A 20348-nucleotide genomic window follows, 5' to 3' on the forward strand; every position below is an offset into this window, starting at 1 on the left:
GATGGCTTTCAGGCTGCCTCCAGCGCCGCCTTGACCGCGGCGATCGCATCATTTGCCTTCGAGGCATCCGGGCCGCCGGCTTGCGCCATGTCGGGCCGGCCGCCGCCGCCCTGCCCGCCCAAGGCGGCCGAGGCGACGCGCACCAGATCGACGGCGCTGAAGCGGCCGACAAGGTCGTCGGTGACGGCGACGACGACGCTTGCCTTGTTGTCTTCGCCGGCGCCGACAAAGACCACGACGCCGGAGCCGAGCGAGGTCTTGCCGGCATCGGCCAGCGGCTTCAGATCCTTCGGCGAGACACCCGATACCGCCTTGCCGAGGAAGCCGACACCGGCGACGGTCTCGTTCTCTGAGGGCGCGCCGGCCGCGGCGCCGCCGCCCAGCGCCAGCTTCTTGCGCGCTTCGCTCAGCTCCTTCTCGAGCTTCTTGCGCTCTTCAAGCAGCGTCTCGACACGCGCCGGCACGTCGGCCGGTGAGATCTTCAATGTCGAGGCGACGGCCTTCAACCGCCTGTCCTGCTCGTCGAGATGTTTGCGCGCGGCTTCGCCGGTCAGCGCCTCGATGCGGCGCACGCCGGCGGCGACCGCGCTGTCGGAGACGACGCGGACAAGACCGATATCGCCGGTCGCCCGCACGTGGGTACCACCGCACAGCTCGACCGAATAAGGTCGGTTGGCCTTGGCGCCGTGCAGGCCGGTGCCCATCGACACGACGCGCACCTCGTCACCATATTTCTCACCGAACAACGCCATGGCGCCTTCGGCGATAGCGTCGTCGACCGACATCAAGCGGGTCGTCACCGGGCTGTTCTGGACGACGATTTCGTTGGCCATGCGCTCGACCTCTTCGAGCTCCTCAGCCGAGATCGGCTTGTTGTGCGAGATGTCGAAACGCAGCCGCTCGGGCGCGACCAGCGAGCCTTTCTGCGCGACATGGGTGCCCAGCACCTCGCGCAAAGCCTCGTGGATCAGGTGCGTCGCGGAGTGGTTGGCGCGCAGCCTGGTGCGGCGCGCATGATCAACCTTCAGCTCGACGGCGGCACCCGTTTTGACGGTGCCGCTTGCCACCTTGCCCAGATGCACGAACAGACCGTCGGCCTTCTTTTGCGTGTCCGAAACCTCGATCGAGAAACCCTCGCCCGAGATGACGCCGGTGTCGCCCATCTGGCCGCCGGACTCGCCGTAGAACGGCGTCTGGTTGACAACGACCGCCACGGCATCGCCCTTGCCGGCGCTGTCGACGGTCTTGCCGTCCTTGACCAGTGCCTGGATGAGGCCTTCCGCAGCTTCAGTTTCGTAGCCGAGGAATTCGGTGGCGCCGGTCTGTTCGCGCACCGAAAACCACACGGTTTCGGTGGCGGCCTCGCCGGAGCCGGTCCAATGCTTGCGCGCTTCGGCCTTCTGCTGCTCCATCGCATGGGTGAAACCGGCAAGGTCGACTGAGATGCTCCGCTGGCGCAGCGCGTCCTGCGTCAAATCGAGCGGGAAGCCATAGGTGTCATAGAGCTTGAATGCGGTCTCGCCATCCAGCATGTCGCCGGCGTGCAGCGTATCCGTCGCTTCCGAAAGCAGGCCGAGGCCGCGCACCAGCGTCTTGCGGAAGCGCGTCTCCTCGAGCTTCAACGTCTCGGTGATCAGCTGTTCGCCGCGCAGCAGTTCGGGATAGGCCTGGCCCATCTCGCGCACCAGCGCCGGCACCAGCTTCCACATCAGCGGCTCCTTGGCGCCGAGCAGCTGCGCATGGCGCATGGCGCGGCGCATGATGCGGCGCAGCACATAGCCGCGGCCCTCGTTCGACGGCAGCACGCCATCGGCGACCAGGAAGGAGGACGAGCGCAGATGATCGGCGATGACGCGGAAGGAGGCGACCGTCTCTTTGTCAGGCCCCTGTCCGAGCGCGGACGACGCCGCATCGATCAGATGACGGAACAGATCGGTTTCAAAGACGCTTTCCACACCTTGCAGGATCGAGGCCATGCGTTCCAGGCCCATGCCGGTGTCGATCGATGGCCGCGGCAGGTCAATGCGCTCTTCCTTGGTGACCTGCTCATACTGCATGAACACCAGGTTCCAGAATTCGAGGAAGCGGTCGCCATCCTCTTCCGGGCTGCCGGGAGGGCCGCCCCAGATGTGCTCGCCGCGGTCGATGAAGATTTCCGAGCACGGTCCGCACGGTCCCGTGTCACCCATCGCCCAGAAATTGTCCGAGGTCGGGATTCGAATGATGCGGTCGTCAGAAAAACCGGCGATCTTCTTCCAGAAACCAGCCGCCTCATCATCGGTGTGATAGACGGTGACCAGCAGCTTGTCCTTGTTCAGCCCGAACTCCTTGGTGATCAGGTTCCAGGCCAGCTCGATGGCACGCTCCTTGAAATAGTCGCCGAAGGAGAAGTTGCCGAGCATTTCGAAGAAGGTCAAATGGCGCGCGGTGTAGCCGACATTGTCGAGGTCGTTGTGCTTGCCGCCGGCGCGCACGCTCTTCTGCGCGGTGGTGGCGCGCGAATAGGGCCGCTTCTCCAGGCCGGTGAAGACGTTCTTGAACTGCACCATGCCGGCATTGGTGAACATCAATGTCGGGTCGTTGCGTGGCACCAGCGGGCTCGAGGCCACGACCTCGTGGCCCTCCTTGCGGAAATAGTCGAGAAATGTCGACCGGATCTCGTTCACGCCACTCATGACTGCTGCCTTTTCGCGAAAACCGCCGGCACGGCCGGCGGAAACTGGTCTCTGCTTTTAGAAGATCGACTTGGCCTTTTAGCGGGCACGCCCCACCCTGTCCAGAAACACGGAATTGGGCCAATCGAGCAGCTACCAGGCTGGCTCCACGCTTGCCCAAAAACGAAAACCGCCGGCGCAAAGGCCGGCGGTTTGGAACGCGATACTAAAGAACTCAGTACTTAAGCATTGGATAATAGACTGGATTTATGGCCGAACTCTGACCATTGCCCTACATGGCGCCGGATTCTTCCTCGAAACCGTCGTCTTCGCCGCGCTCAGGGCCGCCATTTTCGAGGAACTTTTCGGCGATCAGCCCGGCATTCTGCCTGAGCGCCAGTTCGATCTCGCGCGCCGTGTCGGGATTGTCGCGCAGGAACAGTTTGGCGTTCTCGCGGCCTTGGCCGAGGCGCTGCGAATTGTAGGAGAACCAGGCGCCTGACTTCTCGACCACGCCAGCCTTGACGCCGAGGTCGACCAGTTCGCCGGTCTTGGACACGCCCTCGCCATACATGATGTCGAACTCGACCACCTTGAAGGGCGGCGCCAGCTTGTTCTTGACCACCTTGACGCGGGTCTGGTTGCCGACGACCTCGTCGCGGTCCTTGACCGAACCGATACGGCGGATGTCGAGGCGCACCGAAGCGTAGAATTTCAGCGCATTGCCGCCGGTGGTGGTTTCGGGCGAGCCGAACATGACGCCGATCTTCATGCGGATCTGGTTGATGAAGATGACCATGGTGTTGGAGCGCGAGATCGAGGCGGTCAGCTTGCGCAGCGCCTGGCTCATCAAGCGAGCCTGGAGACCGGGCAGCGAATCGCCCATTTCGCCCTCGATTTCAGCGCGCGGTGTCAGTGCCGCCACCGAATCGACGACCAGGACGTCGATGGCGCCGGAACGCACCAGCGTGTCGCAGATTTCCAGCGCCTGCTCACCGGTGTCGGGCTGCGAGATCAGCAGGTTTTCCAGGTCGACGCCGAGCTTGCGGGCATAGACCGGGTCAAGCGCGTGCTCGGCATCGACGAAGGCGCAGATGCCGCCCTTCTTCTGGGCTTCGGCCACCGTGTGCAGCGCCAGCGTCGTCTTGCCCGAGCTTTCCGGCCCGTAGATCTCGACGATGCGGCCGCGCGGCAGGCCGCCGACGCCAAGCGCGATGTCGAGGCCAAGCGATCCCGTCGGCACGGTTTCGATCTCGACGACCTGCTCATTGGCGCCCAGCCGCATGATCGAGCCCTTGCCGAAGGCGCGCTCGATTTGCGACAGCGCCGCGTCCAGAGCCTTTGATTTGTCCACCGCTTTGTCCTCTACAAGCCGCAAAGAATTCTGAGCCATGATACATCACCCCTTGGTCGTCAATGAAGGCCGGACAATCCGTAATCCCTGCCCAGTTTGTACCTTTTTTGTTCTCGTTTGGCAAGTGGGGTCAAACATCTGAAAATCAATCTTTATCCGGATTTGTTCTTTTTTTGTCTCACGCTTTCGTTTCTGGGCGCATTTCGCATTGGGCCAAGCGGCGGGCTGTTTGGCTCCGCCCGAATCGCTGGCCTGCCTGCGAAGCTCCGCCGCACAGCCTAGAGCAGTTCGCTGTTTCATGGAAACAGCGAATTGCTCTATCTCCTTCTGACGCAATTCCGGACAGAAAACCGTTTCACACTTTTCTTGGAATTGCTCTGGCGCTTGTGCGCCTGGAATAACAAAGGTCATATCGCCGGCATGGTGAAATCTGCAAAAATCCTGGCGGTGGGCGGCGCCCATATCGACCGGCGCGGCCAGGTTTCCGGTGCGTACGTGCCGGCGGCGTCCAACCCCGGCACGATGCGCGAGGATGTCGGCGGCGGCGTCTTCAACGCCCTGCGCAGCCTCGCGCGGCTTGGTGTTTCGGCCGCGCTGATGTCGATGCGCGGCGGCGATGCAGCGGGCGAGACGGTCGCGCGCGCCATCGCTGAAGCCGGCATCGCCGATTTGTCCGCCGTGTTCCTCGACCGCACGACGCCAAGCTACACGGCGCTGATCGACCGCGACGGAGAGCTGATCACCGGCTTTGCCGACATGGCGCTCTACGATCTGGCGTTCCCCAAGCAGATCCGCCGCTCCAAGGTGCGCGAGGTGGTCGCCGCGGCCGATGCGGTACTGTGCGACGCCAATCTGCCGTCTTCAGCACTCGAGCGCCTGATGGGCCTTGCCGCCGGCAAGCCGGTTTATGCCATCGCCATTTCGCCGGCCAAGGTGATGCGGCTGACACCGGTGCTGAAGGAGCTCGCGCAGGTCTTCATGAACCGGCGCGAGGCCATGGTGCTGGCCGGCGTCGGTACTAATGCCACCGGGCGCGAGACCGTCGACGGTTTGCGCTGCAACGGCCTCAGGAGTGGCGTGGTGACGGCGGGCGATGGCCCGGTGCTCGGTTTCGACGAAGCCGGCGCCTTTTCGATCCTGCCGCCAGCGCCCAGGAAGGTTGCCGACGTCACCGGTGCCGGCGACGCGCTGGCCGGTGCTACCATCGCTGCCCTGCTGCGCGGCCTCGCATTGCGGCAGGCCCTGCGTGAAGGCGTTGCCGCGGCGACGCTCGCCATCGAAAGTGCGAATGCCGTGCCGGCCTTCACCGCCGCGACCTTTGCCGAGGCACTGGCTCTTGTGCCGGAGGCGCAGGAAATGGCATGAGGGCGGCCAATTGCCATTGCCGGAGCGCGCCGTCCAAGGGGACGCGCAGCACTTCGGACCGGAGACCGTCATGACCCCGCAAAGCGCTCGCCCCTTCATCGACATCCACCCGCCAGTGGCCGAAGCGCTTACCGCCGGCCGGCCGGTGGTGGCGCTGGAAAGCACCATCATCACCCATGGCATGCCCTACCCCGACAATGGCGCCATGGCCGCCAATGTCGAGAAGATCATTCTGGATAATGGCACGGTGCCGGCGACGATCGCCGTGGTCGCCGGCCGCATCAAGATCGGGCTGTCGGACGGCGAGCGCGAGTCGCTGGCCATGACCGGCGACGCCATGAAGCTGTCGCGCGCCGACCTCGGCTTTGCGGTTGCTGAGGGACGCACCGGGGGCACCACCGTCGCCGCCACCATGATCGCGGCCAATATGGTCGGCATCAAGGTGTTCGCCACCGGCGGCATTGGCGGCGTGCACAAGGGCGCGGAAAAGAGCTTCGACATCTCGGCCGATCTCGACGAATTGGCGCGCACGCCGGTCATCGTCGTTTCGGCCGGCGCCAAGGCGATCCTCGACATCGAAAAGACGCTCGAAGTGCTGGAAACGCGCGGCGTGCCGGTGATCGGCCATGGCTGCGAAACCATGCCGGCCTTCTGGTCGCGCCAGTCGCGCTTCCGCGCGCCGCTGACCCTGCACAGGCCGGAAGAGATCGCGCATTTCTACAAGATCCGGGCTTCGTTGGGCCTCGGCGGCGGCATGCTGATCGCCAACCCGGTGCCGCAGGATGACGAAATCCCGGCCGACGAGATGGCCGGCTATATCGAGGCCGCGCAGAAAGCGGCGGAAGTGCAGAATGTGACAGGCAAGGCGGTGACGCCGTTCCTGTTGGGAAAAATCCTCGAACTGACCGGCGGCCGGAGCTTGAAGACGAATATTGCGCTGGTCGAGAACAATGCGCGGCTGGCGGCGAGGATTGCGAGTGCGCTGTAGAGGGTTGGCGTTTGGCATGTCCTGCTAAACGCAGTCGCCGAGTTCCTTCACACCCCCCTCTGTCCTGCCGGACATCTCCCCCGCAAGGGGGGAGATCAGATGCCACGTCGGCTTTCGCCAATCTCCAACGTTGAATGTGAGAGCCGGCGGTCAAGCTGCCAATCTCCCTCCTTGCGGGGGAGATGGCCGGCAGGCCAGAGGGGGGTGCTGTCCCGCCAACATCTCCAAATATTGCGCGCTACTTCCCCGGTCGCCGCCCGGCCTCATAGGCCCGGCGCGCCCACACCGTCATCTCGTCGGGATCATCAAACGCGTCGTCCGGAATGCTCCAGTACGGCATGGCAACCAGTTTGCCGTGGCGTGACCCGGTGTACGTCCATTGCTTGCAGCCGGCAGCTTCGAAGTCGGGCGCGCTTTGTTCGTCGGCCTTGAGCAGCAATTCGCCGCGCAGCACGATGGCGACGATAACGCCGTCGAAATAGATGCCCTTGCCGCCGAACAGCCGGCGGATCGAGACCGGGCCGAGGCCTTCGAAGAGTTCGGCGATGCGTTCATTGTCCATGCCGCGATCATGTCATCGCGATCTTGCCTTGTCATTGCCGCAACCAAAACCATGCTGACAAGTTGAGAGCCATCCGTCGGAGTTTTGCCATGCCGCTTCTGCTCAAAGGATCCTGCCGCTGCGATGCCGTCCATTTCGAGGTGGAAAGCCACACGCCGGTGCCGTTCATGCTGTGCTACTGCTCGATCTGCCGCAAGCAGCAGGGCGGCGGCGGTTTCGCCATCAATCTCGGCGCCGACTACAAGACGCTGAAGATCAAGGGCAAGCGCAGCCTCAGCGTCTACCAGGCCGAGATCGACGATGACGAGCACCCTAACTGCGAAATTTCGACCGGCGAGCGCAATTTCTGCAAGAAATGCGGCTCGGCGCTGTGGCTCTACGATCCGACCTGGCCGGAGCTGGTGCATCCGTTTGCCTCAGCGATCGACAGCGAGCTGCCGAAGCCGCCGGAAAAGGTGCACCTGATGCTGAAATACAAGGCGAGCTGGGTCGAGCCGGTGATCGGAAAAAAGGACAAGGTGTTCGACGTCTACCCCGAGGAATCGATCGCCGACTGGCACAAGCGGACGAAGATGTGGGTGAAGTAGCGCTCTTCGCCCCATTTACGGGGAGAAGATGCTGGCAGGCAGATGAGGGGCGGCGCTAACTCTGGAGAGGCTGGCGCTCTGCCCCTCATCCGTCACTTCGTGACACCTTCTCCCCGTAAACGGGGCGAAGGAAGAGGTGTCAGGCCGATGCGCGCGCCTCTGCCAGCTTTTTCAGATCAGCTGGCTTCAGTTCAACCGATTCACCGCAGCCGCAGGCCGAGCTCTGGTTCGGGTTGTGGAAGGTGAAGCCGGTGCGCAGCGTCGTCTGCTCGAAATCCATCTCGGTGCCGAACAGGAAAAGGGCAGCCTCAGGCGCGACATAGACGTGCGCGCCGTCGCGCTCGATGTGGTCGTCCTTGGTATTCGGCTCGGTCACCAGGTCGACGGTGTATTCCATGCCGGCGCAGCCGCCCTTTTTGATGCCAAGGCGAATGCCATGCGCATTGTCGCGCGTGGCGACGATCTCGCGCACCCGGTCGGCGGCCTTTTCGGTCATCGTGATGACGGCGAAGCGTCCCATTCTTTTTCCTCTTCCATTCCATGCAGGTTCAAGGCCCGCCGAATGATTCCTCACCTAAAATGGTGAAGTTTTACCACTGGCGCAAGTACGCCAGCCTCTGCCAGCCTAGTACCAACCGACCGCGACCTGCGCCTCTTCCGACATGCGGTCGGGCGACCAGGGCGGGTCGAAGGTCATGTTGACCTCGACGCCGGAGACGCCTTCGACGGCGCCGACGGCGTTCTCCACCCAGCCCGGCATTTCGCCGGCCACCGGGCAGCCCGGCGCGGTCAGCGTCATGTCGATCTTGACCGAGCGGTCGTCCTCGATGTCGATCCTGTAGATCAGGCCGAGCTCGTAAATGTCGGCCGGGATTTCCGGGTCATAGACCGTCTTCAGCGCCGAAACGATGTCGTCCGTCAGCCGCGCCAGTTCATCGGCCGGAATGGTCGAAGCGGAAACCAGCGGATTGTTGACAGCTGCCTCCGGCGCGGTCTCGGTGGTGTGGCTCGCATCATCCATGGTCATCATCCAAAGAACTTGCGCGCTTTCTCAAGCGCTTCGGCCAAAGCGTCGACTTCGGCCCGGGTATTATACATGCCGAACGATGCCCTGCATGTGGAGGTTACGCCAAAGCGTTTCAACAGCGGCTGGGCGCAATGGGTGCCGGCACGGACCGCCACGCCTTGCCTGTCTATCACCATCGACACGTCATGGGCATGAATGCCCTGCAATTCGAACGAGATGATGGCGCCCTTGCCGGGAGCATCGCCGAAGATGCGCAGTGAATTGATCGCGCGCAGCCGTTCATGCGCATAGGTCTTGAGATCGGCCTCGTGGGCGGCGATGCGCTCGCGGCCGATTTTTTCCATGTACTCCAGTGCTGCACCGAGACCGATCGCCTGCACGATCGGCGGCGTGCCGGCCTCGAAACGGTGCGGCGGGTCGTTGTAGGTGACGATGTCTTCCGTCACCTCCTCGATCATCTCACCGCCGCCCATGAAGGGGCGCATGCCCGAGAGAATGTCCTTCTTGCCGTAGAGCACGCCGATGCCGGAGGGCCCGTAGACCTTATGGCCGGTGAAGACGAAGAAATCGCAGTCGAGATCCTGCACGTCGATCGGCATATGCACGGCGCTCTGGCTGCCGTCGACCAGCACCGGAATGCCGCGGGCATGCGCGATGCGCACGATCTCCTTGATCGGCGTCACCGTGCCCAGCGCGTTCGACATATGGGTGATGGCGACGAGCTTGGTGCGGTCGGTCAGGCGCTTTTCGAATTCCTCGATGTGGAAGACGCCGAGATCGTCGACCGGCACCCAGACCAGCTTGGCGCCCTGGCGTTCGCGGATGAAATGCCACGGCACGATGTTGGAGTGGTGCTCCATGATCGACAGCACGATCTCGTCGCCCTCGCCGATATTGGGCATGCCATAGCCGTAAGCGACGGTGTTGATGGCGGCCGTCGTGTTGGAGGTGAAGACGATGTTGTCGGTGCTCGGCGCGTTGAGGAAGCGGCGCACCGTCTCACGCGCCTTCTCATAGGCGTCGGTCGCGGCATTAGACAGGAAATGCAGGCCACGATGGACGTTGGCGTATTCCTGGCTGTAGGCGTGCTGGATTGTATCCAGCACCACCTGAGGCTTCTGTGCCGAGGCGCCGTTGTCGAGATAGACGAGCGGCTTGCCGTAGACTTCGCGCGACAGGATCGGGAAATCGCGGCGGATCGCCTCGACGTCGTAGGGGGTGGTTTCGAGTTTCTGGTCCATTTCGAAGTCCTTGGCGGCTAAGGCCGCGATCCTTCCAACACCCCTCATCCGTCTTGGCGCTTCGCGCCAATCCACCTTCTCCCACAAGGGGAGAAGGGAAGACGCGCTTAGCCGTGTGCCACGAACCAGTCGTCCAGCCTTGTTTCCAGGGCCTCGACGATCGCCTCGTCGTCCAGTTCCTCGATCACTTCGGCCACAAACGCTTTCACCAGGAGGCCGCGGGCGCTTTTCTCGTCGATGCCGCGCGCCATCAGGTAGAACAGATGGTTGTGGTCGATCTCGGTGACGGTCGCGCCGTGGCCGCAGACGACGTCGTCGGCGAAGATTTCCAGCTCCGGCTTGGTCGAGAACTCGCCGTCATCCGACAGGAGCAGCGTGTTGCAGGCCATCTTGGCGTTGGTCTTCTGCGCGTATTGATGGACGTTGATGCGGCCCTGGAAGACGCCGCGCGCCTTGCCGGTCACGACATTGCGGATCACTTCCGTCGAGGTCGTGTGCGGCACGGCATGGTCGAGCACCATGGTCACGTCGGTATGGGTATCGCCGGCCAGAAGGTTGATGCCGCGCAATTTGAAGTCGGCGCCTTCGCCGGTCGTCCTGACGACGATCTCCTGGCGCACAAGCTTGCCGCCGGCATTCATGAAGAACACGGTCAGCTTCGAATTCTTGCCGAGATGCGCTTTGAACTGCGCCAGATGCGTGGCCGTCTCCGGCTGCTCCTGGACGATCAGCCAGGTCACCTCGGCGCCCTCACCCAGCACTAGCTGGCTGACCGAGCTGCCCAGAGCCGCGCCCTCGCCGGCCTGACGCTCGACGATAGCAGCCTTGGCGCCCGCGCCGACACGCACGGGAAAGCGCACATGCACCTGGCCGCCGGCCTGCAGGTTCTGCAATTCGATGGGCTTTTCCAGTTCTGCGCCATCAGCGATGTCGACGAAATAGCCGTCGGCGACAAAGGCGGTGTTCAGTGCACCGATGGCGTCATCGCTGCCGTAGGGGTCGAGGCCCGGTGCGATCGAGCCGTCGGTCAGCTTTTCCGACAGGCGTTGAACGGTCACGCCTTCGATCGCGGGGAATTTCGCGCCGGAGACGCCGTTCAGCACGGCCAGGATGGCGGAGCCTTCGACGATGGGCGGCAACGCTTTGGTGGCGGCTGTAGGATCGAATGCCGGCACCGACGTCAGCAGGCGGCGCAGATCCGTATAGTGCCAGGATTCGATGCGCCGGGTCGGCAGGCCGTGCTTGATCGCCTCGATGGCGTCGTCGCGCTTCAGCGTCACCGCGCCGTCGCCCGGCAGCAGCGACAGCCGCTCGCCGAAAGCGTCGATCAGCGCCGTTTCGGCCTGGGTGCGCTGGGGTATCGAGTGCATGTTCATCAGTCTGGCCTCTGGCATCTCACGCGGCTTCGCCGATCACGCCGGCATAGCCATTGGCTTCGAGATCGAGCGCCAGCGACTTGTCGCCGGACTTGATCACCTGACCTTTGTAGAGGACGTGCACCGAGTCCGGCACGATGTGCTCCAGCAGGCGCTGGTAGTGGGTGATGACGACGATGGCGCGCTCGGGCGAGCGCAGCGCGTTGACGCCGTCCGAGACGATCTTCAGCGCATCGATGTCGAGGCCGGAATCGGTCTCGTCGAGCACGCAGAGTTTCGGCTCCAAGAGCTTCATCTGCAGGATCTCGGCGCGCTTCTTCTCGCCGCCGGAGAAGCCGACATTGAGCGGCCGCTTCAGCATCGCCATGTCCATGTTGAGCGACGCGGCCGCTTCCTTCACCCGCTTCAAAAATTCCGGGATCTTCAGCGGTTCCTCGCCGCGCGCCTTGCGCTGCTCGTTCATCGCCACTTTGAGGAATTCCATGGTCGCGACGCCCGGTATCTCCATAGGATACTGGAAGGCGAGGAAAATGCCCGCCGTGGCGCGCTCGGCCGGGTCCATTTCGAGGATCGACTGGCCGTTGTAGAGGATGTCGCCTTCGGTGACCTCATAGTCCTCGCGGCCAGCGAGAATGTAGGACAGCGTCGACTTGCCCGAGCCATTGGGGCCCATGATGGCGGCGACCTCGCCGGCTTTCACCGTCAGGTTGAGGCCGCGGATGATCTCGGTGCCATCATCGACGATGCGGGCATGCAGGTTCTTGATCTCAAGCATTCTTTCTTTTCTTTCCTGAATATCTCTCCGGTCAGCCGACCGAGCCCTCGAGGCTGATGCCGATCAGCTTCTGCGCTTCAACCGCGAACTCCATCGGCAGCTGCTGGATGACGTCCTTGACGAAGCCGTTGACGATCAGCGCAATCGCCTCTTCTTCCGGAATGCCGCGCTGCATGACGTAGAACTTCTGGTCCTCGGAAATCTTCGACGTCGTCGCTTCGTGCTCGAACTGCGCCGTCGAGTTCTTGGCTTCCATGTAGGGCACGGTGTGTGCGCCGCACTGGTCGCCGATCAACAGCGAGTCACAATTGGTGAAGTTGCGGGCGTTGGTCGCCTTGCGGTGCGCCGAGACCTGGCCGCGATAGGTGTTCTGCGAGAAGCCGGCGGCAATGCCCTTGGAGATGATGCGGCTCGACGTGTTCTTGCCGAGATGGATCATCTTGGTGCCCGAGTCGACCTGCTGGTAGCCGTTCGACACGGCGATCGAATAGAACTCGCCCGAGGAATCGTCGCCGCGCAGGATGCAGCTCGGGTATTTCCAGGTGATGGCCGAGCCGGTCTCGACCTGCGTCCACGAGATCTTCGAACGGTCACCACGGCAGTCGCCGCGCTTGGTGACGAAATTGTAGATGCCGCCCTTGCCCTCGGCGTCGCCGGGGTACCAGTTCTGCACCGTCGAATATTTGATCTCGGCATCGTCGAGCGCCACCAGTTCGACGACGGCGGCATGCAGCTGGTTCTCGTCGCGCTGCGGCGCCGTACAGCCTTCGAGATAGGAGACGTAAGCCCCCTCCTCGGCGATGATCAGCGTGCGCTCGAACTGGCCGGTGTTCTTCTCGTTCATGCGGAAATAGGTCGACAGTTCCATCGGGCAGCGTACGCCCTTGGGCACGAAGACAAACGAGCCGTCGGTGAACACAGCCGAATTCAGCGTGGCGTAGAAATTGTCGGAGGTCGGCACGACCGAGCCCAGATACTTCTGCACCAGCTCGGGATGCTCGCGAATGGCTTCCGAGATCGAGCAGAAGATGACGCCGGCCTGCGCCAGCTCCTTCTTGAAGGTGGTGACGACGGAAACGGAATCGAACACCGCGTCGACGGCGACACGGCCGGATTTGTAGACATTGTCGCTGGGCTCCTCGAGATCGGACGCGTCGGTCTTCTGCACGCCGGCGAGGATTTCCTGTTCCCTGAGCGGAATGCCGAGCTTTTCGTAGACCTTCAGCAATTCGGGATCGACGTCGCTGAGCGATGTCGGGCCGGGCGTGCTCTTGGGCGCCGCGTAGTAATAGAGGTCCTGGAAGTCGATCTTCGGATAGTGGACGCGTGCCCAGGTCGGCTCTTCCAGCGTCAGCCAGCGCCGATAGGCTTCCAGACGCCATTCCAGCATCCAGGACGGTTCATCCTTCTTGGCCGAGATGAAGCGAATAATGTCTTCGCTCAGGCCCTTGGGGGCCTTATCCATCGCGATCTCTGTCTGGAATCCGTATTTGTACTGATCGACGTCGATCTTTCGGACCCGATCGATCGTGTCCTGCACAGCAGGCATAAGCGTTCTCCATCCACGCCGGGGTCAAGGCCCGACAGTTTTCAAACTATGGCATCGCCAACGGCAGCCCCTGGAGGCGCCGGAAGCGGCGTAAGTTCCATATAGTGCGTCTCGACCGGGAATTCACCCGGCCACTTGCAAACGCACGGCTCTACCAGGCCGCGAGGCCTGAATTGGTCTTTCTTTGAGCATCGGATTATCCGAAAACCGCTTGCGCACTTTTCGGTCCGATGCTCCCGCCGCCTCAGGCGGCTTGTTCCCTGCCCGCCCGGCGCTGGGCAATCCCCGCCAGCGCAGTACGGAACAGTTCGATATCCCCGGCGCTCGTTGCGTGGCCGATGGACACGCGCAAAGCGCCAAGGCTGTCGCCATACCCCATGGCTTTCAGCACATGGCTCGGACCGACCTTGCCCGATGAACAGGCCGATCCCGCCGAAAGCGCAACGCCGGCCAGATCGAAGGCGATCTGCGCCGTCTCGGCCTTGATGCCGGGAATAGCGAAGAATGTCGTGTTGGCAAGCCTTGGCGCGCCAGTTCCGAAGATTTCTGCGTCCGGCACCAGTGTTTTGACGATGATCTCGACCTCGTCGCGGCGAACCCGTACCTCGTCCATGGTCTGCAATCCGGCCAGAGCCTGCCGTGCAGCAGCGCCAAAGCCGGCGATGGCCGCCAGGTTTTCGGTGCCGCCGCGATGGCCCTTTTCCTGGCCGCCGCCATTGATCAGCGGCTTCGGCATCATCAGGTCAGCCGCGGCAACCATGGCGCCAACCCCCTTGGGGCCGCCGATCTTGTGCGAGGACAGAATCAAATAGTCGGCGTAAGGCGCTGACATATCAATGGAAACGCGGCCCGCCGCCTGCACCGCGTCGACCACCAGAATGCCGCCAGCCGCCTTGACGATTGCGGCGATGGCCTCGACCGGCTGGATGACGCCGGTCTCGTTGTTGGCGGCATGGATTGCCACCAGCGGCAGACCCTCAGCCTTGTCATGCGTGGCCAGAACGGCTGTCAGTTGAGCGAGATTGGCGATGCCGTCGGCATCGACGCCGATCCTCGTCACCTGCGCGGCCGGAAAACGGCCGCCATTGAGCAGGCAAGGATGATCGGCCTCGCTGACATAGAGCCGGCTCATGCGCACAGTGCCGCGGCCCATCTGCCAATCCGGCGTCAAAAGCATCGAGGCAGCCTCGGTCGCGCCGGAGGTGAACACGACATGTTCGGGTTTCGCATTGACCAGCACCGCCACGTCGCGCCTGGCGTTCTCGATCAGCCGGCGCGCCGCGCGGCCCTCGGCATGCACCGACGACGGATTGGCGACGAGATCGAGCGCCGCAATCATCACCTCACGCGCCTGGGTGACGAGCGGCGCGCTGGCATTGTAGTCGAGATAGGCGCGTGCTGCGGCCATTTTCGCTCATCGATCCCGTCAAACCCCATTCCGCAGGGATAGCGCGTTATTTCCTTGAAATTGCAAGGCAAGACGTCCTATTTACGCGGCTTGCGGCGGGGATGGCCAAGCCGTTACGGCTGGCTATCCAGTTTTGAACAATTCTAAACTAGCTTCTAAGAAGACGCTCGCCCTGCGTCAAGGCCAGAGGAAAGAGTTGTTCCGGGCGCCGCGCATTCTTATGCCACGTGGAGTATTTTATGCCTGAGGTCATTTTCACCGGTCCGGCCGGCCGCCTGGAGGGCCGCTACCAGCCTTCCAAGGAAAAGAGCGCGCCGATTGCCATTGTGTTGCATCCGCACCCGCAGTTCGGCGGCACGATGAACAACAAGATCGTCTATGACCTCTTCTACATGTTCCAGAAGCGCGATTTCACCACGCTTCGATTCAATTTTCGCGGCATCGGCCGCAGCCAGGGCGAATTCGACCACGGCACCGGCGAATTGTCGGATGCTGCCGCGGCGCTCGACTGGGTGCAGTCGCTGCATCCGGATTCCAAGAGCTGCTGGGTCGCCGGCTATTCCTTCGGCTCGTGGATCGGCATGCAGCTTCTGATGCGCCGTCCCGAGATCGAAGGCTTCATCTCGATCGCGCCGCAGCCCAACACCTATGATTTCTCGTTCCTGGCGCCCTGCCCGTCATCTGGCCTGATCATCCATGGCGACGCCGACAAGGTGGCGCCGCCCAAGGATGTGCAGGGCCTGGTCGACAAGCTGCACACGCAAAAGGGCATCACCATCACCCAGAAGACGTTGCCCGGCGCCAACCATTTCTTCTCCAATGATGCCGACCTGCTGCTGGAAGAATGTGCGGATTATCTCGACCGCCGGCTCGCCGGCGAGTTGTCCGATCCGCGGCCGAAGCGGTTGCGCTAGAAGCCTGGCCCCTCCCGGTCGGATGTTGTGCCATGCGCATTCGTGCCCGTGACGGGCGCGAATGCCGTTTTCTGCTGATCCATATGATCTGGCCCGCCTGACATGTGGCGCGGCCTGCCTGAACGGTGCAGAATGCCGGTTCAGGAAGCCGAAGAAGGCGTGACCGATCATGTATCAACCTCCTCATTTCATAGAGACGCGCCAGGACGTCCTGCACGGCCTGCTCCGCGCCCATCCGCTGGGGTTGCTGATTTCAAATGGACAGGACGGCCCCATCGCCAACGCCATTCCGTTCCTGCTCGACGCCGACGTGGGGCCGAACGGCAAGCTGCGCGCACACCTTGCCAAGGCCAACCCGCAATGGCGCCTGCTCGCCGACAATCCGGTATCGCCTGTGCTGGTCGTCTTCCAGGGCCCCGACGCCTATGTGACGCCGTCCTGGTACGAGACCAAGCGCGAAACCGGTAAAGTCGTGCCGACCTGGAACTACGCCATCGTCCAGGTGCGCGGAACGGTCAAAGTGATTGATGATTCCGCCTGGATCGCACAGCAGATTTCCGATCTGACGCTGTCGCAGGAAGGCGCGCGTGAGGCGCCCTGGGCGGTGACCGACGCGCCGCCAAATTTCATCCAGTCGCAGATCAAAGGCATTATCGGGCTGGAGATCGAGATCGCCGAGATCAGCGGCAAGTGGAAGGTCAGCCAGAACCGCCCTGTCGCTGATCGCGTCGGTGTCGCCGAAGGGCTGGAGAAGGAAGCCGCCGGCGCGCCCGACATGGCCCGGCTGGTGCGGAGCTGGGGCGGCATCGACAGCCAATAGCCGCAGCGGCTATATCGCTGGATGCAAGGGCGCAGGCAATTCAAGGGTTTGCCCGGGTTGCCCCAATGCCGGGATTCGTTTGCCGCGGTGCACCGTTGCGGTCTCGTTTGCGAGCCCGCCGGAACAGCCGGAACGTCGTTTTAGGAACCGGCAATCCGTTTGTCGTGTGGCGGAAGATAAACCCCAGCCGTGTAAAGACCAGCGCGGTAGCGATGGCAACGGCACAACCGAGACCGAAGCCAGCGACGGTGTCGCTCGGATAGTGTGCGCCGACAAAAATCCGGGTCGACGCGATGGCCAGGGTCACGGCCAGCAACATCCATTTGCGCTGTGGTAACATCAGCAACGCCAGTCCGAAAATGACGCCCATCGTCGTGGCATGGCCCGACGGGAAACTGGCAAAGCTCGCCTCCATGGCAAAAGGATGCAGCGACAGATCGCCGAGCTTGCTGAAATTCATCGGCCTGGCTCTTCCGACGCCATATTTCAGCACATTGACGACCAGAGCGGACGCTGCGATCGAGCCCACCACTATGAAAGCAAAAGAGGTCCAGTTGTAGAGGGTCATCCGCGCGCGCCTTGAAAGACTGCGCCAATCCGTCAGATTCGCCGCAAGCAGCACCACTGCCGACGGGATGAGATACCAGCCGCCCAGGCCGAAGACGGTGAAAAATTCGGTGAAGCGTTTGAAGTCGGGCGACCACCGCCCCACCATCGCTCCTGCTGCGTCGTCGAAACGAATCGAGACCGTGATCGTCAGCAAAAGCCAGGCCACAGCCCAGACCGACCACAGGATTTTCGGGTAGTGGGCCGGGCGCGTCGCCAGGCGCCGCCGCACGATGCGCATCGTGTCGAGGAGATTGTCGCGCGACCGACGAAACACCACAGATGGCGTCACGGGGGTTTTCACTTGGCCACCCGGTAGAGGCCAAGCGACAGCCTGTCGCCCGAGGAATAATTGAGGCCGTCGATCTCGGCCAGGCGGTTGGCCGTCTTGCCTTGCGCGGCCAGCATGTCGTTCAGCTTCTTCTCGTCGGCGACAGGCGCCAGCCCGAGCGCGCAGGCGGGATCACCGAGCAGGTGTCCGGCAACGCCGTCGACATCGGTCAGGATCGTCTTGGTTCCGACCAGGAAGACAAGGCTCGGTTCGTGATAGGGCGCCGAGGCAAGCACGGTCGTGTCGCAGGGACGGTTCGCGTCGACGGCGGCCTTGATCGCCGGGCTCAGCCAGATCGGCTTCAGCGACGGCGCAATCATCCCGAACAGCAAGCCAAGGGTGATGCCGGCGCCGGCAGCAATCGCGCCGATGCGGGGGAGCGGCACCTGCAACCGGCGGGGAAAGGCGAGATAGCCGGTGACGAGCGCGGCAAGGGCGGCCGGAATGCTCCACCACGAGAATGCCTTGGCGAGATAGATCGGCGCGCCAACCGAGACAACGGCCAGGCCGATGCTGACCAGGCCAAGACCGAAGGCGGTCGACCACCAAAGCCATGACTGCCAGCGCTTGAGCGGCGCATTGGCGTCCTCCGGCTGCAGGGTCAGAAGCCAGCCGACCAGCAGCGCCATGCCGGGATAGGCCGGCAGCACATAATGCGGCAGCTTGGTCGGGATCAGCTCGAACACCAGCCAGAACGGGATGTACCAGGCAAGACAAAAGCGCAGGCGCGGATCGTCGCGCAGGCGGTTGAGCGCCTGCAGCCCGGCACCGACGGCGATCAGTCCGAACGGCCACATGAACAGCGAATAGGTCAGCGCATAGAAACCGGGCGGAATGCCGTGCGATTCCTCGCGTGAGGCGACCTTGCCCAGCATGTCCTTGCCGACCGCTTGCTGCAGGAAGGCGCCATGGCTCTTCCAGGTGATCAGCGCGAGCCAGGGCAGTGCGATCAAGAGCATGATCAAAAGGCCGCGGCCGACTTTCAGGTTTTTCAGCCAGCGCCCATCGCGCTCGAAAGCAAACAGCGCCGCAACTGTCAGCGCCGACAACAGAGGCGCGATCGGTCCCTTGATCAGGATCGCAATGCCCTGCGCCACCCAGAATATCCACCAGAGATGGGCGGCCACCGGTTCGTTGCGGCGCGAGGCGGTGTAGATCCGCGCCAGGGCGCCTTGCGCCGCAACGCAGCTGGCCAAAAGCATGGCGTCCGTCTTGGCGTCGCGGCCTTCGAAGGCGGTGGCGAAGATTGCTGCCATGATCAGTCCGGCCGCGAGGCCGGCATTGGCGCCGAAAAGACTGGTGCCTGTCCAGGCGATCGCCACCACGGCAATGGCGATGCCCAGCGCCGAGACCAGGCGATAGATCCACATCGGCGCCCCGGCCCCCTCGCCGCTCAGCGTCACGGCCGCCGATTGCAGCCAGTAGATGCCGACCGGCTTCTGATAGCGCGACATGTCCTGGAAGCGGATGTCGACATAATCGCCGGTTTCGACCATCTGCTTGGTGGCCTGGACGAAACGCGATTCATCGCGATCGATCGGCGGCAACGAAGCCAGCCCACTGGCCGTCAGCAACAGGCTGAACAGGAAAAGCAGGACGTAGTTCCTGTTCATTGCGACCACCGGATCCCGCCTTGACCAGACTCTTCAGTCGACCTTGGTCATCGCCGCCTTGCGCTCATTGGCGATGAGCCAGAGATTTCTGACATAGATGAACATGCCCATCGCCTGGCCGGCGATGAACACCGGGTCCTGGCGCACGATGGCATAGATCAGCAGCAGGCCGCCGCCGAACAGCGAAAAGAACCAGAAAGCGACCGGCACGACGCTGCGCTTGGCCTTTTCCGACGCGAGCCACTGCACGACGAAGCGCATGGTGAAGAAGAACTGGGCGACAAAGCCGAGCAGGATCCAGGCGTCGAACTGCTTGATGAAAACCTGGTGCAGCCAGGTCGCCAGTTCCTGAAACACGTTAGCCATGCGTGATTTCCTCTACCTTTGGCATTCTGCGGCGCCTGCGCCGAAGCCACCAGACGCCGGCAAGATCGAGCACGCCTTGCAGGCCGCGGTCGAAGATGCCGTAATTCGACTTGCCGTGGCGGCGGGAACGGTCGACGACGTCGCAGTGCACGACGCGGTAGCCTTCCTGGATGACCAGCGCCGGAACAAAGCGATGCGTGCCGTCGAAGAACGGCAGTTTGCGCAGGATATCGGTGTGGATCGCCTTCAGGCCGCAACCGGTGTCGCGGGTGTCGTCATGCAGGATCGCGCCACGCAGCCAGTTGGCGAAACGCGACGCCAACTGCTTGATCTTGCTGTCGCGGCGCTTCAGCCGCTGCCCTTGCGCGGCGCCGAAATCAGGCCCGGCCTTGCGCAGCGCGTCGACCAGCACGGGGATATATTGGGGATCGTTCTGGCCATCGCCATCGATGGTTGCGACGATGGCGCCGCGCGCCGCCCAGGCGCCGGAGCGCACCGAAAGCGACTGGCCGGCGGATTTTTCGTGGCGCAGTTGACGAAGCGGAAACGGGCGTTTGGCCGCCTCGGCGGCAAGCACCGAAGCCGTATCGTCGGTCGAACCGTCATTGACGACGATGATTTCGAAGTCGCGTCCGGTCATCGCGGCCTCGATCTCATCGATCAGAAGCGGCAGGTTCGCCGCCTCGTTGCGGCAAGGAATGACGATGGATATCAATGCGTCCGGCATATGTCGCGTCGGGCTCTGTCACAGGATATGGCATTTTGGCGGATGCCGTGCGGTGCCGTTCCAGCGGATCGAAGGTTGCGTGAAC

20 protein-coding genes are annotated in these 20348 nt (G+C 63.0%); 5 read left to right on the forward strand and 15 right to left on the reverse strand.

The features are described 5' to 3' along the window. Positions 1 to 8: 8 nt before the first annotated feature. The 3 genes from alaS to AC04SH_RS02390 all read right to left on the reverse strand — a co-directional run bounded on the left by alaS (position 9) and on the right by AC04SH_RS02390 (position 4419). A complete protein-coding gene (gene alaS, locus AC04SH_RS02380) occupies positions 9 to 2675 on the reverse strand; it encodes an alanine--tRNA ligase (RefSeq protein WP_488573796.1) in 2667 nt (888 codons plus the stop codon). A gap of 271 nt (positions 2676 to 2946) precedes the next feature. Beyond that, complete coding sequence (gene recA, locus AC04SH_RS02385) at positions 2947 to 4047, reverse strand: recombinase RecA (protein WP_112561417.1); 1101 nt, start codon at positions 4045 to 4047, stop codon at positions 2947 to 2949. A 6-nt stretch (positions 4048 to 4053) separates the two neighbouring features. Then, complete coding sequence (locus tag AC04SH_RS02390) at positions 4054 to 4419, reverse strand: hypothetical protein (protein ID WP_488573797.1); 366 nt, start codon at positions 4417 to 4419, stop codon at positions 4054 to 4056. 9 nt (positions 4420 to 4428) lie between these two features. Here AC04SH_RS02390 and AC04SH_RS02395 point away from each other — a divergent pair, with 9 nt between their 5' ends. Beyond that, positions 4429 to 5373 (forward strand): carbohydrate kinase family protein, encoded by a 945-nt coding sequence (locus tag AC04SH_RS02395; RefSeq protein WP_488573798.1) that lies wholly within the window; start codon positions 4429 to 4431, stop codon positions 5371 to 5373. A 70-nt stretch (positions 5374 to 5443) separates the two neighbouring features. Beyond that, entirely contained in the window at positions 5444 to 6361 is a 918-nt protein-coding gene (locus AC04SH_RS02400) for a pseudouridine-5'-phosphate glycosidase (RefSeq protein WP_488573799.1), read from the forward strand. 238 nt (positions 6362 to 6599) lie between these two features. Here the strand turns inward: AC04SH_RS02400 and AC04SH_RS02405 are convergent, their stop codons facing one another. Beyond that, positions 6600 to 6923, reverse strand: a complete 324-nt coding sequence (locus AC04SH_RS02405; protein WP_488573800.1) for a TfoX/Sxy family protein — start codon at positions 6921 to 6923, stop codon at positions 6600 to 6602. A gap of 89 nt (positions 6924 to 7012) precedes the next feature. Between AC04SH_RS02405 and AC04SH_RS02410 the strand changes: the two genes are divergently transcribed. After that, positions 7013 to 7510: a GFA family protein gene (locus tag AC04SH_RS02410; protein WP_488573801.1), complete on the forward strand. Its 498-nt coding sequence runs from the start codon at positions 7013 to 7015 to the stop codon at positions 7508 to 7510. 139 nt (positions 7511 to 7649) lie between these two features. On the opposite strand, the gene sufA is transcribed toward AC04SH_RS02410, so the two are convergent. From sufA to AC04SH_RS02445, 7 genes are all read right to left on the reverse strand, one after another. Further along, complete coding sequence (gene sufA / locus AC04SH_RS02415) at positions 7650 to 8030, reverse strand: Fe-S cluster assembly scaffold SufA (RefSeq protein WP_023694115.1); 381 nt, start codon at positions 8028 to 8030, stop codon at positions 7650 to 7652. A 105-nt stretch (positions 8031 to 8135) separates the two neighbouring features. After that, positions 8136 to 8531, reverse strand: a complete 396-nt coding sequence (locus tag AC04SH_RS02420; RefSeq protein WP_477232774.1) for an SUF system Fe-S cluster assembly protein — start codon at positions 8529 to 8531, stop codon at positions 8136 to 8138. A gap of 5 nt (positions 8532 to 8536) precedes the next feature. Continuing rightward, on the reverse strand, positions 8537 to 9778 hold the full coding sequence (locus tag AC04SH_RS02425; protein WP_488573802.1) for a cysteine desulfurase: 1242 nt from the start codon (positions 9776 to 9778) through the stop codon (positions 8537 to 8539). 107 nt (positions 9779 to 9885) lie between these two features. Then, positions 9886 to 11154 carry a Fe-S cluster assembly protein SufD gene (gene sufD, locus AC04SH_RS02430; RefSeq protein ID WP_488573803.1) on the reverse strand — a complete coding sequence of 423 codons (1269 nt, stop codon included), beginning with the start codon at positions 11152 to 11154 and terminating at the stop codon, positions 9886 to 9888. 19 nt (positions 11155 to 11173) lie between these two features. Then, positions 11174 to 11929: a Fe-S cluster assembly ATPase SufC gene (sufC, locus tag AC04SH_RS02435; protein WP_023694111.1), complete on the reverse strand. Its 756-nt coding sequence runs from the start codon at positions 11927 to 11929 to the stop codon at positions 11174 to 11176. 31 nt (positions 11930 to 11960) lie between these two features. After that, positions 11961 to 13478, reverse strand: a complete 1518-nt coding sequence (gene sufB / locus AC04SH_RS02440; protein ID WP_023700863.1) for a Fe-S cluster assembly protein SufB — start codon at positions 13476 to 13478, stop codon at positions 11961 to 11963. A 244-nt stretch (positions 13479 to 13722) separates the two neighbouring features. Then, positions 13723 to 14886 carry a cysteine desulfurase family protein gene (locus AC04SH_RS02445; RefSeq protein ID WP_488573804.1) on the reverse strand — a complete coding sequence of 388 codons (1164 nt, stop codon included), beginning with the start codon at positions 14884 to 14886 and terminating at the stop codon, positions 13723 to 13725. A 239-nt stretch (positions 14887 to 15125) separates the two neighbouring features. Here AC04SH_RS02445 and AC04SH_RS02450 point away from each other — a divergent pair, with 239 nt between their 5' ends. After that, positions 15126 to 15800 carry an alpha/beta hydrolase gene (locus tag AC04SH_RS02450; protein WP_013532163.1) on the forward strand — a complete coding sequence of 225 codons (675 nt, stop codon included), beginning with the start codon at positions 15126 to 15128 and terminating at the stop codon, positions 15798 to 15800. A 169-nt stretch (positions 15801 to 15969) separates the two neighbouring features. Beyond that, on the forward strand, positions 15970 to 16620 hold the full coding sequence (locus AC04SH_RS02455; protein WP_477232779.1) for an FMN-binding negative transcriptional regulator: 651 nt from the start codon (positions 15970 to 15972) through the stop codon (positions 16618 to 16620). A gap of 40 nt (positions 16621 to 16660) precedes the next feature. Here the strand turns inward: AC04SH_RS02455 and AC04SH_RS02460 are convergent, their stop codons facing one another. From AC04SH_RS02460 to AC04SH_RS02475, 4 genes are read right to left on the reverse strand one after another with little or no spacing between them, the layout of a single operon-like run. Continuing rightward, positions 16661 to 17530, reverse strand: coding sequence for a phosphatase PAP2 family protein (locus AC04SH_RS02460; protein WP_488573805.1), 870 nt, complete (start codon positions 17528 to 17530; stop codon positions 16661 to 16663). Next, positions 17527 to 19170, reverse strand: a complete 1644-nt coding sequence (locus AC04SH_RS02465) for an ArnT family glycosyltransferase (protein WP_488573806.1) — start codon at positions 19168 to 19170, stop codon at positions 17527 to 17529. Before AC04SH_RS02465 ends, AC04SH_RS02460 begins: the two co-directional genes overlap by 4 nt. Positions 19171 to 19203: 33 nt before the next feature. After that, positions 19204 to 19536, reverse strand: a complete 333-nt coding sequence (locus tag AC04SH_RS02470; RefSeq protein WP_488573807.1) for a lipid-A-disaccharide synthase N-terminal domain-containing protein — start codon at positions 19534 to 19536, stop codon at positions 19204 to 19206. Then, positions 19529 to 20263, reverse strand: a complete 735-nt coding sequence (locus tag AC04SH_RS02475; RefSeq protein WP_477340405.1) for a glycosyltransferase family 2 protein — start codon at positions 20261 to 20263, stop codon at positions 19529 to 19531. The genes AC04SH_RS02470 and AC04SH_RS02475 overlap by 8 nt, the downstream gene beginning before the upstream one ends. Between the last annotated feature and the right edge of the window lie 85 nt (positions 20264 to 20348).

This window comes from Mesorhizobium sp. CNPSo 4688 (genome assembly GCF_057784295.1).

Excerpts from the sequence above, each read along its gene's own strand:
- AC04SH_RS02465 (WP_488573806.1), bottom strand. The coding sequence starts at position 19,170 with ATGAACAGGAACTACGTCCTGCTTTTCCTGTTCAGCCTGTTGCTGACG.
- AC04SH_RS02405 (WP_488573800.1), bottom strand. The coding sequence starts at position 6,923 with ATGGACAATGAACGCATCGCCGAACTCTTCGAAGGCCTCGGCCCGGTC.
- AC04SH_RS02475 (WP_477340405.1), bottom strand. The coding sequence starts at position 20,263 with ATGCCGGACGCATTGATATCCATCGTCATTCCTTGCCGCAACGAGGCG.
- AC04SH_RS02445 (WP_488573804.1), bottom strand. The coding sequence starts at position 14,886 with ATGGCCGCAGCACGCGCCTATCTCGACTACAATGCCAGCGCGCCGCTC.
- sufC (WP_023694111.1), bottom strand. The coding sequence starts at position 11,929 with ATGCTTGAGATCAAGAACCTGCATGCCCGCATCGTCGATGATGGCACC.
- sufD (WP_488573803.1), bottom strand. The coding sequence starts at position 11,154 with ATGAACATGCACTCGATACCCCAGCGCACCCAGGCCGAAACGGCGCTG.
- AC04SH_RS02470 (WP_488573807.1), bottom strand. The coding sequence starts at position 19,536 with ATGGCTAACGTGTTTCAGGAACTGGCGACCTGGCTGCACCAGGTTTTC.
- AC04SH_RS02425 (WP_488573802.1), bottom strand. The coding sequence starts at position 9,778 with ATGGACCAGAAACTCGAAACCACCCCCTACGACGTCGAGGCGATCCGC.
- alaS (WP_488573796.1), bottom strand. The coding sequence starts at position 2,675 with ATGAGTGGCGTGAACGAGATCCGGTCGACATTTCTCGACTATTTCCGC.
- recA (WP_112561417.1), bottom strand. The coding sequence starts at position 4,047 with ATGGCTCAGAATTCTTTGCGGCTTGTAGAGGACAAAGCGGTGGACAAA.
- sufB (WP_023700863.1), bottom strand. The coding sequence starts at position 13,478 with ATGCCTGCTGTGCAGGACACGATCGATCGGGTCCGAAAGATCGACGTC.
- AC04SH_RS02420 (WP_477232774.1), bottom strand. The coding sequence starts at position 8,531 with ATGGATGATGCGAGCCACACCACCGAGACCGCGCCGGAGGCAGCTGTC.
- sufA (WP_023694115.1), bottom strand. The coding sequence starts at position 8,030 with ATGGGACGCTTCGCCGTCATCACGATGACCGAAAAGGCCGCCGACCGG.
- AC04SH_RS02455 (WP_477232779.1), top strand. The coding sequence starts at position 15,970 with ATGTATCAACCTCCTCATTTCATAGAGACGCGCCAGGACGTCCTGCAC.
- AC04SH_RS02400 (WP_488573799.1), top strand. The coding sequence starts at position 5,444 with ATGACCCCGCAAAGCGCTCGCCCCTTCATCGACATCCACCCGCCAGTG.
- AC04SH_RS02450 (WP_013532163.1), top strand. The coding sequence starts at position 15,126 with ATGCCTGAGGTCATTTTCACCGGTCCGGCCGGCCGCCTGGAGGGCCGC.
- AC04SH_RS02395 (WP_488573798.1), top strand. The coding sequence starts at position 4,429 with ATGGTGAAATCTGCAAAAATCCTGGCGGTGGGCGGCGCCCATATCGAC.
- AC04SH_RS02390 (WP_488573797.1), bottom strand. The coding sequence starts at position 4,419 with ATGACCTTTGTTATTCCAGGCGCACAAGCGCCAGAGCAATTCCAAGAA.
- AC04SH_RS02410 (WP_488573801.1), top strand. The coding sequence starts at position 7,013 with ATGCCGCTTCTGCTCAAAGGATCCTGCCGCTGCGATGCCGTCCATTTC.